Genomic DNA, 14,331 nt, shown 5'->3' on the forward strand with positions numbered 1-14,331 from the left:
CGGCACACCCGGGGACGCGAGGAGGGGGACGCCCGGGGACGCGAGGAGCGGGACGCCCGGGAAGCCCGGGAGTTGAGTGGCTGGGGACGTGAGGAGCGGGACGCCCGGGACGCCCGGGAGTTGAGTGGCTGGGGACGCGAGGAGCGGAATGCCCGGGTTTGGAATGCCCGGCGGCGAGGGCGCGAAGCCCCTACCCCCGCCGCCCCACCCGCTCCCGCAGCCACTCCCCGTACGCCGTCCTGATCCGAGCGCGGGTGGGTACCGCGGGCAGGCCGAGGGCCTCCTTCGCCCCGGCCAGTACCCGTTGGATCCTGCCCGCCGCCCGGGCCAGGCGCAGACGGCTCGGGCCCGGTCCGGCGGTGGCTCCCGGCGCGCCCGCGACCAGGCCCGCCACCAGGGCCGGCGCGCCCGCGCCCACCAGCAGCGCCGCGGCCGTACGGATCACGTCCGTGTACACGGACTGCGCCCGCTTGAACGCCAGCAGGTGCGGCAGGTCCCGCTCCCAGCCCTCGCAGGCACCGGGGCGGGCGGCCCCGACCGCCTCCCGCCACACCTTCTTGATCCGTCGCGCGTCGCACTCGGGGTAGTCCATCAGATGCAGATGGGTCGCCAGCTCGTACAACGGGTCCCCGATCATGGCCAGTTCCCAGTCGATGAACCACAGATCACCCGTGGCGTCGACGATCAGATTCCGGCGGTGCAGATCGCCGTGCACAAGGGAGAACGGCCGCTCGGCCAACTCCCCGGCCCGCTCCCTCAGCCCTTTCAGCGACCTGGCCGAAACCCCCAGGCTGTCGAATAGCGCGCCGAACTCCCCCACATGCCTGCCATAGACCTGGAACCGCGTGAAGTCGATCAGCCTGCCGAGGAATCCCGCGCTGTCCCCGTCCCGGATCGGTGGCGGGAAACCGCCCCCGGGGCCATACGGCTCCTCGGGCAGCAGTTCCAGGGATAGTTTCGCGTGCTCGATGGCGGCCAGTTCCCGGAAGAACACGCCGAGTTGGCTCAGATGGCGTCCGGAGAGGCGGCCGAGTCCGAATCGCGCGCGGCCGAGCGTATCCCCCTCGACGAAACCCTGGAGGAACAGTCCCTCGGTGAATTCGGCGCACCGTGGAATGCGGGAGACGCGGCCCCTGAGCGCCATCAGGAGCGCGTCCTCGGAGGCGAAGGTACGCCGGTCGAACCAGAGCAGGTTCTCCCGGCGCACCCGCAGTTTCCCGCGCGTGTAGTCCGCGCCGAGCGGGTTCCCCGGCGGGAGCCGGATCGCGTACGCCTCGTGGTGGTGCCCCTGGAGCGGCCCGGACACTCCCCGGTCGCCGTCCGGGCTGAGCGCGACCGCCGTCAGCCGTGCGGGGGACGTCTCGGTTGCCATCGTGTCGAGCCTTCGGGTGCGGCGCGGGTCGGGCCGCGGGAGGACGGAGGAGCTGGGGCGGGACGTTACCGGGCCCCGGCACCGGACGAGGAGGATCCGGGGGTTTTCACCGTGGTGTCGCGCGGGCCGCCTCCTGCGGCGCCGCGCGCCGCCCGGCCGTCCGCCCCGTCACCTGCTCAGAAGCTCACTGAGCGACTCGACCACCGGCACCCGCCCGTACCATCGGCCCTCGGCATCCTGTTCGCCGGATTCCCGCCTTCTCCCGGCGTCCGGCACGAAGGCGATGAAGGGCACCCCGAGCCGGGCGGCCGCGCCGAGGTCGTTCTCGGAATCCCCGATCATGACGGACTCCTGCGGTGTGGACCCCGTCGAGCCGAGGACCCGCAGCAGGGAGTCCGGGTCCGGTTTCAGCCTGGCGATGTCGGACCCGCGGCCGTGGACGTGCGCGCCGAAACTGTCGGCCAGATCCATCCGCCGGAGATACGCCCCCACGGCTTCGGCGGAATTGTTGGTGGCGATGCCGAGCCGCGTCTCCACGGCGCCGAGTTCCCGTATCAGGTCGGCGGCTCCTTCTGTCGGCTGGGCCGACTCGGCGGCGCGTTCCTCTTGTTCGGCGAGACGTTTCTCCAGCTCTCTCGTCCACCGTCTGCCGTGCGGGCTCCACTCGACCAGCCTGAGATATCCGAGCGGATCGGCCACGTGTTTCCCCGGCGGGACACGCACACCGAGGTCACGTTCCAGCCATGCGCAGAGGTCTTCCACCACATCGGCCGCCGTGTATTTCGCGAAGAGATCGCATACGGGCCCGTCGAAGTCGAAAATGACGCAGTGAGCGGCGTCGAGGAGCTCGCGCGGATCGTCCACGGCACTCCGTCCGTCGAGGAGGAGGCAGAATAGCGTCACCCCGTCCTCCATACTGCCCCGTCCGCGCGACGCCCCCTTTCTCGACGCCACTTCGCCGGTGCGCCCCGGTGTTCAGTGCCCGAGGTCGAGGCGGGTGGTGATGGTCTCCCAGAGGTTGTCGAACCACCGCTGCGAGCGGTCCACGAAGGCCGCGTCCCGCGCGCCCGCGCTGCGCAGGAACTGGAACAGCATCGACTGGTTGCCCAGCGAGTCGAAGATCTCCACCGAGGTGTCGGCGATCTGCTGCTCGCGTTCGGTGATGTCGTAGTAGCCGAAGAGCGCCTCGGAGCCGTTCAGCAGGTACAGCTTGATCGGCGAGGTGAGCGGCAGCGCCTGGAACGCGATGTGGACGTCGATCCCCTCGATGCGCAGCGCCTCCAGGTTGTCCCGCAGGACGATGCCCTGGGTGTTGCGCTGGCTCAGCCACCGCTCGTGGACCAGCCGGTCGTCGGCCGCCGAGCGGCGCACGGGCCGGGGGAAGGCGAGGTTGATGCCCCGGTCCGGCAGCAGGATGCGGACGTGGACCGAGGCCGGGCGGAACACGCCCGCGTGGATGGCGGCGAGCGGCTCGCCCAGCGCCAGGTTGAGGGTCTCCGTCGTCAGGCACACCGCGTCGATCCGCACCTCCTCGGCCCGGAACGCCTCCGCCACCCGGGGGCTGAGCACGGCCGCCGTCAGCTTCGGCTCCTCGTCCGAGGGCCGGGAGGCGGCCGGCACGGCGCTGGCGATCCTCGCCGGGGCGCCCTTGCGGCCCTCGGTGATCAGCCCCTCCTCGTGCAGGTGCCGCAGGGCCTGGCGCACCACCGTCCGCTCCACCCCGTAGTGCTCCACCAGCCAGGCCTGGGTGGGCAGTTTGGCGCCCACGGTGAGCTCGCCCGCGCGGATCCGGGCCCGCAGCGAGGCGGCCACATCGTCGGGCGTGCGCCTGGCGCCGCCACCGTCCGTCACCTCAGGTTCCGACGTCACACCGGCACGCTACAACTATCCGTCAGCGGGAGGGAGTTGTTGAGAAGTTGGTTTATGGCTCTTGAGGCAGCGGGACAACTTCAGAAAGTTGTCCGCCAACTTGGTGAAGTTCGCGCGGAACCTCCATCAGGCGGACCTCTCGGGGGAGGGAACCCATGCCCGTGACCGCTCTCATACTCGCCCTCGCGGTGATCGCCGCCGAGAAGCTGGTGCACCACCGGCTCGGTCTCGTCGGCAGCGTGGGAATCGTCCTGCTGACAGTGGGTCAGCAGACTGACGAAGCCGCCTTCGGCCTCATCGGCGCTGCCGCCGTGCTGGCCGCGCTCATCCCGCGGAAGACCGACACATGACCGCGCCCGCCGCCCTCAGAACACGTCCGGGCACCAAGCCCGCCGCCCCGTCCGCAAGAGGGCGTCCGCCCGTTCCGCTGCCCCCGCCGTCTCCTCGGCGGCCCGGCCCAGCGCGGCCAGTCGTACCGCCGACTCGTCCCCCAGGTACAGCGCCCCCAACTCCCGTACGTCCAGGGCCAGATCCGGGGACGAGGTCGTGAGGGAGCAGGACGCGCCGGACGGGTCCGCCTCCAGGCGGTAGCGGCCCGAGGAGAGACCGGACGCGTCCGTGACCTCAAGCACCAGGGTGCCCGCCGCCGCGTACGTACGCGCTTCCAGGGCCCGTACGACGTCCAGCACCCGCAGCCACAGGAAGTCCGCGTGGGTCACGATCCTGGCCGCGCGCGGGTCCGGCAGGAGCAGCGGGAGCAGGTCGTCGGGGGCGCGGTAGCCGGTGCGGACCCTCGCTATCCAGTCGATCGAGCAGATGAAGTGCCACAGGGCGCGCTCGGCGGCCGGGGTCAGAGCGATCAGCTGGCGTACGGTCGCGGTGTTCAGCGGCTGCTTGGCGTCGGTCCACGTCTCGTCCGCGTGGTAGGCGGCCAGGCCCTCCACCTCGCCCGCCGCCGAGCGGTGGACGGCCCAGAACGGCTCGCTCCAGGGGTGGTCGTCGCGCCTGGCCGCGCCCGTGCTCAGGTCCCACCAGCGCGTGTCGCGGGACACCGCGCCGGGCTGCCGGGGCCTGAAGCGCGCGAAGAGCTCGGGGCCCAGCTTGCGCACGTCCTCGGAGGCGACCAGCTCGATGCTGCCGCCGTCCTGCGGGCCCGACCAACGCGGGTCCAGGCCCGCCCGGCCCGTGTCGACCTCCCACTCGGCGGTCCAGGTGGCGGGCCCGTAGCCGAACCGCCCGTAGATCGGGTACTCGGCGGCGATCAGCGTCGACACCACGTCGCCGCGCTCCTTCGCCGCCGCCAGGTCCCGCGCCATCATCCGGCTGAGCAGACCGCGCCGGCGGTGGGTCGGTGCGACGGCGACGTTGGTGACCGCGCTCGCCGGGACGGCCGCGCCGCCCACCACGGTCAGCTCCTGGGCGAAGGAGCGGAAGGCCGCCACACAGCGGCCGCTGTCGAAGACGCCCTGGGTGCGCGAGAGATCGCTGTGGGCCAGGCGGGCCGCCCGGTCGTTCTCGCTCACCACCGGCGGGCGCAGGAAACCGGTGTTCACCGCTCGCAGCCAGTCGCCGAACTCGGCCTCGGTGACGGTCCGCAGGTCGGGGGAGTGGGCAGGGGCGGCCGCGGGCGCGGTGGCGGGCGTGGTGGCGGGAGTGGGCACGGGAGCGGCTTCACGACGCGTCGGGCTCATGGCCGCCACGCTAAACACGCCCCGGCTCGCCTGTCGCCCCAATTTCCGCGGCCCCGGGGCCGTTCAGAACGCCGCCCGGATCTCCCCCACCCGCTCGGCCCCGCCCAGCAGCGGCGCGCTGCCGATGCGCTCCACCACCGGGCCGTCCACGCCCAGCAGCCGCAGCGCGCGGGCCAGGACCGGGCCCAGCGCGCGGGCGGCGCCGTCGTCGACCTTGAAGGCCAGCGCCCGGCCGTCCGGCAGCGCCACCGCCTGCACCGCCTCCGCGCCCATCTTGGACAGGGTCCCGGGCACCTCCCGCATCAGCCAGGTGTCGGGGCGGCGGGTGCCCGCCACGTACTCGGGGTGCGCGCGCATCGCGTCCGCCACCCGGCGCTCGGGCGTCCCGGCCTCGGCCAGCACGAACGTACGGAAGGCGCGGGCCAGGCCGGTCAGGCTGATCGCCATCAGGGGCGCCCCGCAGCCGTCCGTGCCGACCGCCGCCACCGGCTCGCCCGCCGCCGCCTCCACCCCGTCGTGGACGAGGCGCTGGAGCGGGTGGGCGGGGTCGAGGTAGGACCTCTCGTCCCAGCCGTTGAGCCGGCAGGCGGCGAGCATGGCCGCGTGCTTGCCGGAGCAGTTCATGGTGACCCGGTCTCGGACGTGGCCGGCCGCCAGGTACGTCTCGGCCTCGGCCGGGTCCAGCGGCAGGTCCGGCGGGGTCTGGAGGTCGTCCGGGGTCAGCCCGTGCTCGGCGAGCATCTTGCGGACCAGGTCCAGGTGGAAGCCCTCGCCCGAGTGGCTGGCGGCGGCGAGCGCGAGCCGCTCTCCGGCCAGGTCGAGCCCGGCCCGCAGCACGGCGGCGGCCTGCATGGGCTTGTTGCTGGAGCGCGGGAAGACGGGCGCCGCCGGGTCGCCGAGCGCGAATTCCACCCCGCCGTCGGGGCCCAGCACCACCAGCGAGCCCCGATGGTGGCCCTCGACGAAACCGGAACGTACGACTTCGGCGAGGACCGGGGATATGACGGTGTCGGTGCTCATGGCAGGGGCCTTCCGGGGCGGGACCGCCCGGTGACCTTGGAATCGTCGGTCAGATGAGCAGGTCGTCTACTTGTGCTTCCCCTTCACGGTACCTGCGGGCGATCTCCGCGCTGCAATCGTCGGCGGTCCGCTGGAGGTGCTGGCGGCGCCGCGAGACCTGCTGCTCGTAGCGGATCAGGCGTCCCATGGCGGTGTGCAGCTCCTCGTCCGTACGGGCGTCGAGGTCGGAGAGCTGGACCTCCGCGTCCATCTCGGCCGCCAGCCGCCGGTACTCGGCGCTGCGGGGCGTGGAGAGCGTGACGTGGCGGGCGGAGGCCCGGTGCGGGGATGGCGCGTCCGCCAGGATCTCGGAGAGCCGCTCCACGACGGGCGTGTGCGGCCCGGTGCGCCGGGCGAGCTCGGCCCGCAGGATGTCGATCCGGCCGTGCAGCAGCCGCCGCACATAGCTGAGGTCGGCCTCGTCGCTCTGCGACTGCCGCCGCAGACCCCGCAGCTCCGGCAGCCGCAGGGCGGTCAGATCGTGCTCCGCCGGTACGGACAGGTGGTCACCGGCGCGCTGTACGGGTGGCCGCGACACGGCCGCCCGCCCGGCCGGCGTGCCCGTCCGGATCAGCGAAACGGGGCCGGGCGAATGCTGCCCTGCGCCAGGAGTGCTCATGCGTCTTACCGTCCCCTCGACCGGTGCGGGATGGGGGCGCACCGCCTGTCAGCATCGTGCCACTCCCCGTGGTGCATATGCAGACCCACACCACCCGTTCGGCCCCCGCGGGTCCGGATTGGTGCGTGGAATAGGCTGGGACCCATGCGAGCGGTGGTACAGCGGGTCGACGGCGCGAGCGTCGTCGTGGCGGGCGAGACGGTCGGCGAGATCACGGGCGAGGGCCTGTGCGTCCTGGTCGGGGTGACCCACGGGGACACCCCCGAGAAGGCGGCGCACCTGGCCAGGAAGCTGTGGTCGGTGCGGATCCTGGAGGGCGAGAAGTCCTGCTCGGACGTGAACGCCCCGCTTCTGGTGATCTCCCAGTTCACCCTCTACGGCGACGCCCGCAAGGGCCGCCGCCCCACCTGGAACGCGGCGGCCCCCGGCGAGGTGGCCGAGCCGCTGGTGGACGAGGTGGTGGCGCGGCTGCGCGAGCTCGGCGCGACCGTGGAGACGGGCCGCTTCGGCGCGGACATGCGGGTGTCCCTGACCAACCACGGCCCGTTCACGGTGCTGGTGGAGGTGTAACCCCTCCCACCCACCGCCGCTGCGGGCAATCGTGCCCACCCGTTCCGCCCGGCGGAACGCCTGCCCACAACGGAGGCAACGGTTCAGCCCCCGTCCGGGATCAGGGCTCGACCACGACCTCCTGGGCGGCGGCCGTACCCCCCGCCAGCAACTCCGCGTCCACCGCAACATTCCGCTTCACCAGCGCCAGCGCGATCGGCCCCAGCTCGTGGTGGCGGGCCGACGTCGTGATGAAGCCGATCTGGCGGCCCTCCTGACCGTCCGCGGCGACCCGCAGCGGCGTCCCGTGCCCCGGCAGCAGCACCTCGCTGCCGTCCAGGTGCAGAAAGACCAGCCGGCGCGGCGGCTTCCCCAGGTTGTGGACGCGCGCGACCGTCTCCTGGCCCCGGTAGCAGCCCTTCTGCAGGTGCACGGCGGTGCCGATCCAGCCCAGCTCGTGCGGGATGGTGCGGTGGTCGGTCTCCAGGCCGAGCCGCGGCCGGTGCGCCTCGACCCGCAGGGCCTCGTACGCCAGGATCCCGATCGCGGGACCGTGCTCGGCGGCGAACGCCTTCAGCTCCTCGCGCGGCAGGAACAGGTCCCGCCCGTGCGAGGTCTCCCGGACCACCGTGTCCGCGGGCACCTCCGCGATCGACCCGGCGGGCAGGTGCACCACCGCGAACTCCGCCGTGCGGTCGGCGACTTCGACGCGGTAGAAGAACTTCATCGACTCCAGATACGCGACGAGCTCGTCCTGCGTACCGGGCTCGACGTGCGCCCACACCGTCGTACCGTCGTCGACGAGGTAGAGGGCGTGCTCGATGTGTCCGTGCGCGGAGAGGATCAGCGCCTCGGTGGCCACGCCCGGCCGCAGGTCGCTGACGTGCTGGGTCAGCAGCAGGTGCAGCCAGCTCAGCCGGTCGTCGCCGGTGACGGTGAGGACGCCGCGGTGCGAGAGGTCGACGAGGCCGGCGCCGCCGGCGAGGGCGCGCTGCTCGCGGAACAGGTCGCCGTAGTGCGCGGCGACACCTTCGTCGGGTCCCTCGGCGGGGACGGCGCCAGGCAGGGCCAGCAGAGGGCTCATCGTGGAATGTCGCTGCATGACAGCAAGCCTACGTCGCGGGGTCCGGACCCTCGCTGGAGGCGTTCTTGGCGCAGTCCTGGCACTGACCGAAGATCGCGAAGTGCTTCATGTCCGTGGTGAAGCCGAACGTCGAGCACAGCTTCGCGGTGAACTCCGCCGCCACGTCCACATCCGCCTCGATCACCGACGTGCAGTCCCGGCAGACCAGGTGGATGTGGTGGTGGCGGTCGGCCAGGTGGTAGGTCGGGGCGCCGTGGCCCAGATGGGCGTGCGAGACCAGACCCAGCTCCTCCAGGAGCTCCAGGGTCCGGTACACGGTGGAGATGTTCACGCCGCCCGCCGTCTTCCTCACCTCGGTGAGGATGTCGTCGGGCGTCGCGTGTTCCAGTACGTCGACGGCCTCCAGCACGAGCTGGCGCTGGGGGGTCAGCCGGTACCCGCGCTTGCGGAGGTCGCTCTGCCAGTCGGTGGTCACCACACGCCCAGTGTAGGAGCCACCGCGCGATTACCCCCGCGCGGAACGGATCTCCCCCGTATCTCCGTACTCGTCTCCGTACCCGCGCCTCGGGCCCGGCCTCCGTGACCGGTCCTCCTACTTGAAGAACGCGATCCCGTCGTCCGGCAGGTCACCCAGGCCCCGGGCCATCGCCGCGACCTCCTCGGGCGTGACGACCTTCTTGAGGTGCGCGGACATGTACGGCCGCAGCTCCACCTCGGGGGTCGCCTTCTCGCCGACCCACATGAGGTCGCTCTTCACGTACCCGTACAGACGCTTGCCGCCGGTGTACGGGCCGGAGGCGGCGGTGCGCGCCACGGCGTCGGTGACCAGGTCGATCTGCGGCTTCTGGTCGGCGAGCTCGCCGTACCAGATCTCCACGACGCCCTGGTCGCGGACCATGACGACCTCGACCTTGCGGTCCTTGTCGATGCGCCAGAAGCCGGACTCGGTCTCCAGCGGCTTCACCTTGTTGCCCTCGGCATCGAGGATCCAGGAGTGCGACACGTACTCCAGGAAGTCCCGGCCGTCGTGGCTGAAGGTGACGGACTGGCCGAAATTGGCCTTCTCGGCACCCGGGAAGTCGGTGACACCCGCGCCCTCCCACGTACCGAGGAGGAACGCGAGGGGGACGAGGTCCGGGTTCAGGTCGGACGGGATCTCGATCATGAGGCTTCGATCAGTCTTTCGTTACGTCTGCGGCTGGGGCGCGGTTCAGCGCTGGCCCTGGTACAGCTTCTTCACGGCCAGACCGGCGAAGGCGAGGACACCGACGCAGACCAGGACCAGCAGGGTTTCGAAGAAAGCCTCAAGCACGGGGTGCTCCTCGGATGAGCGTGTGGGCAGTAAAGGGCCGAACCCCAGCCTAATGGGTTCGGCCACGGCCTTCTCTGTGAGGTGCGCCCCGTCGGCCCAGCGGCTGGTTCTGCGGGACGTGTCCTCGGTCCTTGGCGTCCTGTCGACGTACGGAGGGTGCGCATTACAGTTCGGCCCATGGCCAAGAAGCTCGTACTGAAGGTGACCGCCGGGGCCGATGCCCCCGAGCGGTGTTCGCAGGCGTTCACCGTGGCGGCCGTCGCCGTCGCCAGTGGGATCGAGGTCTCGCTCTGGCTGACCGGCGAGTCGTCGTGGTTCGCGCTGCCGGGACGGGCTGCCGAGTTCGCCCTGCCGCACGCGGCGCCGCTGCCGGACCTGATCGACGGGATCCTGGCGGGCGGCGGCACGATCACGGTGTGCACGCAGTGCGCGGCCCGCCGGGACATCGCCGAGGCGGACCTGATCGAGGGCGCGCGGATCGCCGGGGCGCAGGTCTTCGTCCAGGAGGCGATGGCGCAGGAGACGCAGGCGCTGGTCTATTAGTACCGGCAGGACGGATCAGTACGGGTCAGTACGGGTCAGTACTTCCTCTTCCCGTCCAGCTCGTCCCACCACTCGTCGGACTTCGGGTCCCCGGACGGGTCGTCCCACCAGCGGTCGTCCGGGCCCCGCCGGTTCGCCACCATCGCCGCGACCGGCGGAATCACCATGGCGACCACGCACATGGCGACCGCGGCCGGGACCGACCACAGCCGCACGAAGCCCCAGGCGGACACGAACAGGACCAGGCATCCGCCCATCATCCAGAAGTACTCGCGCCGGCGTCGGGCCAACATGACTCCAGCGTACGACCGTGTCGACCGGCCGGAAACGGCACGGAGGGCCGCACCCGGTCCAGGTAAGCGTCCAACCCCCTGGGGTGCGGCCCTCCGGCCGGTACTGACCGCCGTCGTCAGACGGCGATGGCGACCTCGGCGAGTCCGCCGGTCTGCGCCACGACCGTGCGGTCCGCGGTCGCGCCGGGCACCAGGGCCCGCACGGTCCACGTGCCCTCGGCCGCGTAGAAGCGGAACTGGCCCGTCGCCGAGGTCGGGACCTCGGCGGTGAACTCGCCGGTCGAGTCCAGCAGCCGGACGTAGCCGACCACGGGCTCGCCGTCCTTGGTCACCTGGCCCTGGATGGTGGTCTCACCGGGCTTGATCGTCGAGGCGTCGGGGCCGCCTGCCTTCGCTCCACACATGGTTCTTCCTTACGGTCTGTGTTCTCGGGGGCCGGGGCTGTGCGGGGTTACTTGTTGGCGCCGAGCTCGATCGGCACACCGACGAGGGAGCCGTACTCGGTCCACGAGCCGTCGTAGTTCTTGACGTTCTCGACGCCGAGCAGCTCGTGCAGCACGAACCACGTCAGGGCCGAGCGCTCGCCGATACGGCAGTAGGCGATGGTGTCCTTGGCCAGGTCGACCTGCTCCGCCGCGTACAGCTCCTTCAGCGCGTCGTCCGACTTGAAGGTGCCGTCGTCGTTGGCGTTCTTCGACCACGGGATGTTGCGGGCGCTGGGCACGTGGCCCGGACGCTGCGACTGCTCCTGCGGGAGGTGGGCCGGGGCGAGCAGCTTGCCGCTGAACTCGTCGGGCGAGCGCACGTCGACCAGGTTCTGCGAGCCGATGGCCGCCACCACGTCGTCGCGGAAGGCGCGGATCGCGGTGTTCTGCGGCTTGGCCTTGTAGGAGGTGGCCGGGCGGGAGGGCACCTGCGAGCCGTCGACCAGGTCGCGGGAGTCGAGCTCCCACTTCTTGCGGCCGCCGTCGAGCAGCTTGACGCTGTCGTGGCCGTAGAGCTTGAAGTACCAGTAGGCGTACGAGGCGAACCAGTTGTTGTTGCCGCCGTAGAGGACGACGGTCGTGTCGTTCGCGATGCCCTTCGCCGACAGGAGCTTCTCGAAGCCCTCCTGGTCGATGAAGTCACGGCGGACCGGGTCCTGGAGGTCCTTGGTCCAGTCGATCCGGATCGCGTTCTTGATGTGGTTCTTCTCGTACGCCGAGGTGTCTTCGTCGACCTCGACGATGGCGACCTTCGGGTCGTCGATGTGGGCCTCGACCCAGTCGGCGTCTACCAGGACGTCGCTGCGGCTCATGCGGGTTCTCCTCCGGGGCAGGTGCGGCGGGTGGTGCGGAGGTGCGGGGGTACGCCACGCGAGCGGGCGCGGCGGTGCCTCGGCACGGGGGGGGGTGGCCCTGAAAAGGTTCAACGGGCCCGGGGAACACGGGAGTTGCCGTCTCTTCGCAGAGAGGGGCGGGTCCCGGTCAGACGGAGCGACAGAGCATGGCGGCGACGCGGCACAGGTCGACTGCCCGCCGCTTCGTGAGGTCCGCCTGTCGCTTCATGGGTCCGATCGTAGGGACGGACGGGTGGCCATGTCACCGGCGTGTCGCATGGTGAGACACGATCATCCGGATAGTGGGACAGCACCCGCCCGAGGCCGCCCCGCCGTCGCCCCGGGGCCGACCCCGCCCGGCGAACCATCTGCGGAGCGGACACCCCCGTCTCACGATCCGGCTATCGAACCGCTGGAGGCCCGCCCCATTCCCCAGGGGCGCGGAAAACTGCGCGACCAGCCCACCACCGGCCCGCAGCCGGGAGGCGACCGCAGCCGGCCATCACCCCGCCAGGGAAACGTTCGTCCCCGTCCCGGAGAACCGCAGCCCGTCCTCCACCGCGGTCACCTTGTCCAGCTCGATCCCCCGAGGAAGACCCTCGATTTTCAGGTCGTAGTCGACGGCCTTGCGCAGCTTCTCGTCGAAGCCCGGCACCGGCAGCTTGGGCAGCTCCGAGGACCGCACCCGCACGGTCGCGCCCCCGTCCGTCGTCACCGTGCTGTACGCGCTGACCGTCCGCCCCGCGAGCAGCACCTTCAGGCCGGCGGGGACCTGCACGCCCGCCCCTTCCAGCAGGTCCGCGAGCGGCCCGCTCACCCGCACCTGCCCCTTGGCCGCCCGCTCCGGCCCGGCGTAGCCGACCGTGGCGCCCTTGGGCGCGGACTTCGTCAGGTCGGCGTAGGAGATACGGGCCGAGCCGTCCGCCCGGACGGCCGTGGCGGAGGAGTAGCTGCTGTCGACCTTCACGTCGTGCAGCTTGGCGCGGACCTCGGTGACGTTGACCGAGTGGCCGTCGGCGGTCGCGGTGACGCCGCCCAGCTTCACGTCGACCTCGTCGAACTCCTTGCCCATCGCCTGGGTGAGGAAGGGAAAGCCGGTGATCGAGACGTCAGGGGTCTCCCGCAGCCCCTGACTGGCCTTTATCTTGTCGGCCACCTTCGACTCGACGACGTTCACCGCGATGCGGTCCGCGGCGACGAAGAGGCCGCCGAGAACCACCGCGACGATGAGCCATATCCGGAGTGCGCGCATTGCGTACGAGTCCCCCCACGCTGGTCGTTGACCCTGCGAGCCTAACTCCCGGAATTACCCGATCACTCGACCGATCAGATACAGAGCGGGAACAGCCGCGGTCAGCGGCAGCGCCACGCCGGCCGTCATGTGGACGAACCGCGACGGGTAGTCGTAGCTGGCCACCCGCAGCCCGATCAGCGCGCACACGCCCGCCGCGAGCCCCAGCAGGGCGCCCTGGGCACCCATGTCGGTGAGCCGGCCGACCACGATCCCCGCGCCCGCGGCCGCGAGCAGCGCGACCGCCACGGAGACCGGGGCGGGCAGCGGCAGCGCCCGGGCCGGGACGGCGACGGCCACCGCCACCGCGCCCACCGCCACCGCGTGCGGGATCGCGGCGAGATACCCGGCGGCCAGGATCGCCAGCGCCGCCGAGGCCACGGTCGCCATCAGGCCGTACATCCGCTCGTCCGGGTCCGCGTGGCTGCGCAGCTGGAGCACCAGCGTGAGCAGCACCCACACCCCGAGCGTGCCGAGGATCGCCGCGGGCGCGTGCTCGTCGCCGACGGCGAGCAGCGCCGCGTCGGCGACCAGGCCGCCGAGGAAGGCGAGCGCGATGCCCTGCCGGGCGGGCCACATCCCGTTGAGCCGGAACCAGCCCGCCGCCGTGACGGCCTGGAGCAGCACCAGCGGCACCACCAGCGCGTACTGCCCGATGCCGGACGCGGCGGCGAGGAGGGCGCCGAGCACGGCGGTCAGGGCCGCGGGCTGCATCCCGGGCGCGATGATCGGCGAACGCCCCTCGGCACGGGCCCGCTGGGCGTCGGTGATCCGGGTGTTGCCGACGGTGGTGGGCGAGCCGTAGGCGGGACCGCCCTCGCTCGGCGCGGGCGCGGGCGCGGCGGGCGGCTCCGGCTCGTACACCGGCGCCTCGGGGGGCAGCGGCACGGACCCCGTCTGCGGCGGCAGGTACGGGGAGTCGTCGGCGGACTGGGAGTACACCGCCTGCCCGTACTGCTGCTGCCCCGGCTGCGGCTGGACCGGCTGCTGCACCGGCTGCCGGGACTCCGGCTGGACCGTGGGCTGGTACTGGGTGTCCCAGGTCTGGCCCTCCCACGTCTGCGTGTACCGCTGCTGCTCCTGGTACGACGCGTCGTGCGGGAACTGCTGCTGCACGGGCGGCTGGACCGGCGGCTGGTACTGCTGCCGCGCGGGCTGCCCGTACTGGTCGTACTGGTCGTACTGCTGCTCGTACTGCTGATATCCGTCGTACTGCTGCGGCTGCTGCGGCTGGGCCTGCTGCTGCGGGTACTGCTGGACCGGCTGCCCGTACTGGTCGAACCGCGGATAGGGCTCTTCGTACGGATGCGGGTACTGCTGATCGCTCATGA

18 protein-coding genes are annotated in these 14,331 nt (G+C 71.8%); 3 read left to right on the forward strand and 15 right to left on the reverse strand.

Going from position 1 to position 14,331, the window contains the following annotated elements:
• Positions 1–190: 190 nt before the first annotated feature.
• The 3 genes from ACZ4MU_RS02030 to ACZ4MU_RS02040 form a co-directional block, all read right to left on the reverse strand.
• Positions 191–1,372, reverse strand: a complete 1,182-nt coding sequence (locus ACZ4MU_RS02030; RefSeq protein ID WP_467869762.1) for a phosphotransferase — start codon at positions 1,370–1,372, stop codon at positions 191–193.
• Between the two features lie 168 nt (positions 1,373–1,540).
• Positions 1,541–2,236 carry an HAD family hydrolase gene (locus ACZ4MU_RS02035; protein ID WP_467869764.1) on the reverse strand — a complete coding sequence of 232 codons (696 nt, stop codon included), beginning with the start codon at positions 2,234–2,236 and terminating at the stop codon, positions 1,541–1,543.
• A 111-nt stretch (positions 2,237–2,347) separates the two neighbouring features.
• Complete coding sequence (locus ACZ4MU_RS02040; protein WP_467869766.1) at positions 2,348–3,241, reverse strand: winged helix-turn-helix domain-containing protein; 894 nt, start codon at positions 3,239–3,241, stop codon at positions 2,348–2,350.
• Between the two features lie 161 nt (positions 3,242–3,402).
• On the opposite strand from ACZ4MU_RS02040, the gene ACZ4MU_RS02045 reads away from it, so the two are divergent.
• On the forward strand, positions 3,403–3,591 hold the full coding sequence (locus ACZ4MU_RS02045) for a hypothetical protein (protein ID WP_467869768.1): 189 nt from the start codon (positions 3,403–3,405) through the stop codon (positions 3,589–3,591).
• Positions 3,592–3,606: 15 nt separating this feature from the next.
• Here ACZ4MU_RS02045 and ACZ4MU_RS02050 read toward each other — a convergent pair whose 3' ends face one another.
• From ACZ4MU_RS02050 to ACZ4MU_RS02060, 3 genes are all read right to left on the reverse strand, one after another.
• On the reverse strand, positions 3,607–4,932 hold the full coding sequence (locus ACZ4MU_RS02050) for a GNAT family N-acetyltransferase (RefSeq protein WP_467869770.1): 1,326 nt from the start codon (positions 4,930–4,932) through the stop codon (positions 3,607–3,609).
• A 63-nt stretch (positions 4,933–4,995) separates the two neighbouring features.
• Positions 4,996–5,952, reverse strand: coding sequence for an asparaginase (locus ACZ4MU_RS02055; RefSeq protein ID WP_467869772.1), 957 nt, complete (start codon positions 5,950–5,952; stop codon positions 4,996–4,998).
• Between the two features lie 49 nt (positions 5,953–6,001).
• Positions 6,002–6,610, reverse strand: a complete 609-nt coding sequence (locus ACZ4MU_RS02060; RefSeq protein ID WP_467869774.1) for an RsiG family protein — start codon at positions 6,608–6,610, stop codon at positions 6,002–6,004.
• Between the two features lie 144 nt (positions 6,611–6,754).
• Here ACZ4MU_RS02060 and dtd point away from each other — a divergent pair, with 144 nt between their 5' ends.
• On the forward strand, positions 6,755–7,180 hold the full coding sequence (dtd, locus tag ACZ4MU_RS02065) for a D-aminoacyl-tRNA deacylase (protein ID WP_467869776.1): 426 nt from the start codon (positions 6,755–6,757) through the stop codon (positions 7,178–7,180).
• A gap of 100 nt (positions 7,181–7,280) precedes the next feature.
• Here dtd and ygfZ read toward each other — a convergent pair whose 3' ends face one another.
• The 3 genes from ygfZ to ACZ4MU_RS02080 form a co-directional block, all read right to left on the reverse strand.
• Positions 7,281–8,261 (reverse strand): CAF17-like 4Fe-4S cluster assembly/insertion protein YgfZ, encoded by a 981-nt coding sequence (gene ygfZ, locus ACZ4MU_RS02070; protein ID WP_467869779.1) that lies wholly within the window; start codon positions 8,259–8,261, stop codon positions 7,281–7,283.
• A 10-nt stretch (positions 8,262–8,271) separates the two neighbouring features.
• The gene (locus ACZ4MU_RS02075) at positions 8,272–8,721 is read right to left on the reverse strand and encodes a Fur family transcriptional regulator (protein ID WP_467869781.1); all 450 of its coding nucleotides are present in this window, start codon (positions 8,719–8,721) and stop codon (positions 8,272–8,274) included.
• 114 nt (positions 8,722–8,835) lie between these two features.
• Entirely contained in the window at positions 8,836–9,408 is a 573-nt protein-coding gene (locus ACZ4MU_RS02080) for a heme-binding beta-barrel domain-containing protein (RefSeq protein ID WP_344080589.1), read from the reverse strand.
• 324 nt (positions 9,409–9,732) lie between these two features.
• On the opposite strand from ACZ4MU_RS02080, the gene ACZ4MU_RS02085 reads away from it, so the two are divergent.
• Positions 9,733–10,098: a DsrE family protein gene (locus ACZ4MU_RS02085; RefSeq protein WP_467869784.1), complete on the forward strand. Its 366-nt coding sequence runs from the start codon at positions 9,733–9,735 to the stop codon at positions 10,096–10,098.
• 35 nt (positions 10,099–10,133) lie between these two features.
• Here the strand turns inward: ACZ4MU_RS02085 and ACZ4MU_RS02090 are convergent, their stop codons facing one another.
• From ACZ4MU_RS02090 to ACZ4MU_RS02115, 6 genes are all read right to left on the reverse strand, one after another.
• Positions 10,134–10,391 carry a DUF3099 domain-containing protein gene (locus tag ACZ4MU_RS02090; RefSeq protein WP_467869786.1) on the reverse strand — a complete coding sequence of 86 codons (258 nt, stop codon included), beginning with the start codon at positions 10,389–10,391 and terminating at the stop codon, positions 10,134–10,136.
• A gap of 116 nt (positions 10,392–10,507) precedes the next feature.
• Positions 10,508–10,795, reverse strand: coding sequence for a DUF1416 domain-containing protein (locus ACZ4MU_RS02095; protein ID WP_010985465.1), 288 nt, complete (start codon positions 10,793–10,795; stop codon positions 10,508–10,510).
• A gap of 47 nt (positions 10,796–10,842) precedes the next feature.
• Positions 10,843–11,688 carry a sulfurtransferase gene (locus ACZ4MU_RS02100; protein WP_467869788.1) on the reverse strand — a complete coding sequence of 282 codons (846 nt, stop codon included), beginning with the start codon at positions 11,686–11,688 and terminating at the stop codon, positions 10,843–10,845.
• Between the two features lie 169 nt (positions 11,689–11,857).
• Positions 11,858–11,938, reverse strand: a complete 81-nt coding sequence (locus tag ACZ4MU_RS02105) for a putative leader peptide (protein ID WP_350497993.1) — start codon at positions 11,936–11,938, stop codon at positions 11,858–11,860.
• Between the two features lie 273 nt (positions 11,939–12,211).
• The gene (locus tag ACZ4MU_RS02110; RefSeq protein ID WP_467869790.1) at positions 12,212–12,961 is read right to left on the reverse strand and encodes an LmeA family phospholipid-binding protein; all 750 of its coding nucleotides are present in this window, start codon (positions 12,959–12,961) and stop codon (positions 12,212–12,214) included.
• Positions 12,962–13,015: 54 nt separating this feature from the next.
• Positions 13,016–14,329: a hypothetical protein gene (locus ACZ4MU_RS02115; protein ID WP_467869792.1), complete on the reverse strand. Its 1,314-nt coding sequence runs from the start codon at positions 14,327–14,329 to the stop codon at positions 13,016–13,018.
• Positions 14,330–14,331: the final 2 nt, after the last annotated feature.

The organism is Streptomyces sp. NPDC026377 (genome assembly GCF_055567715.1).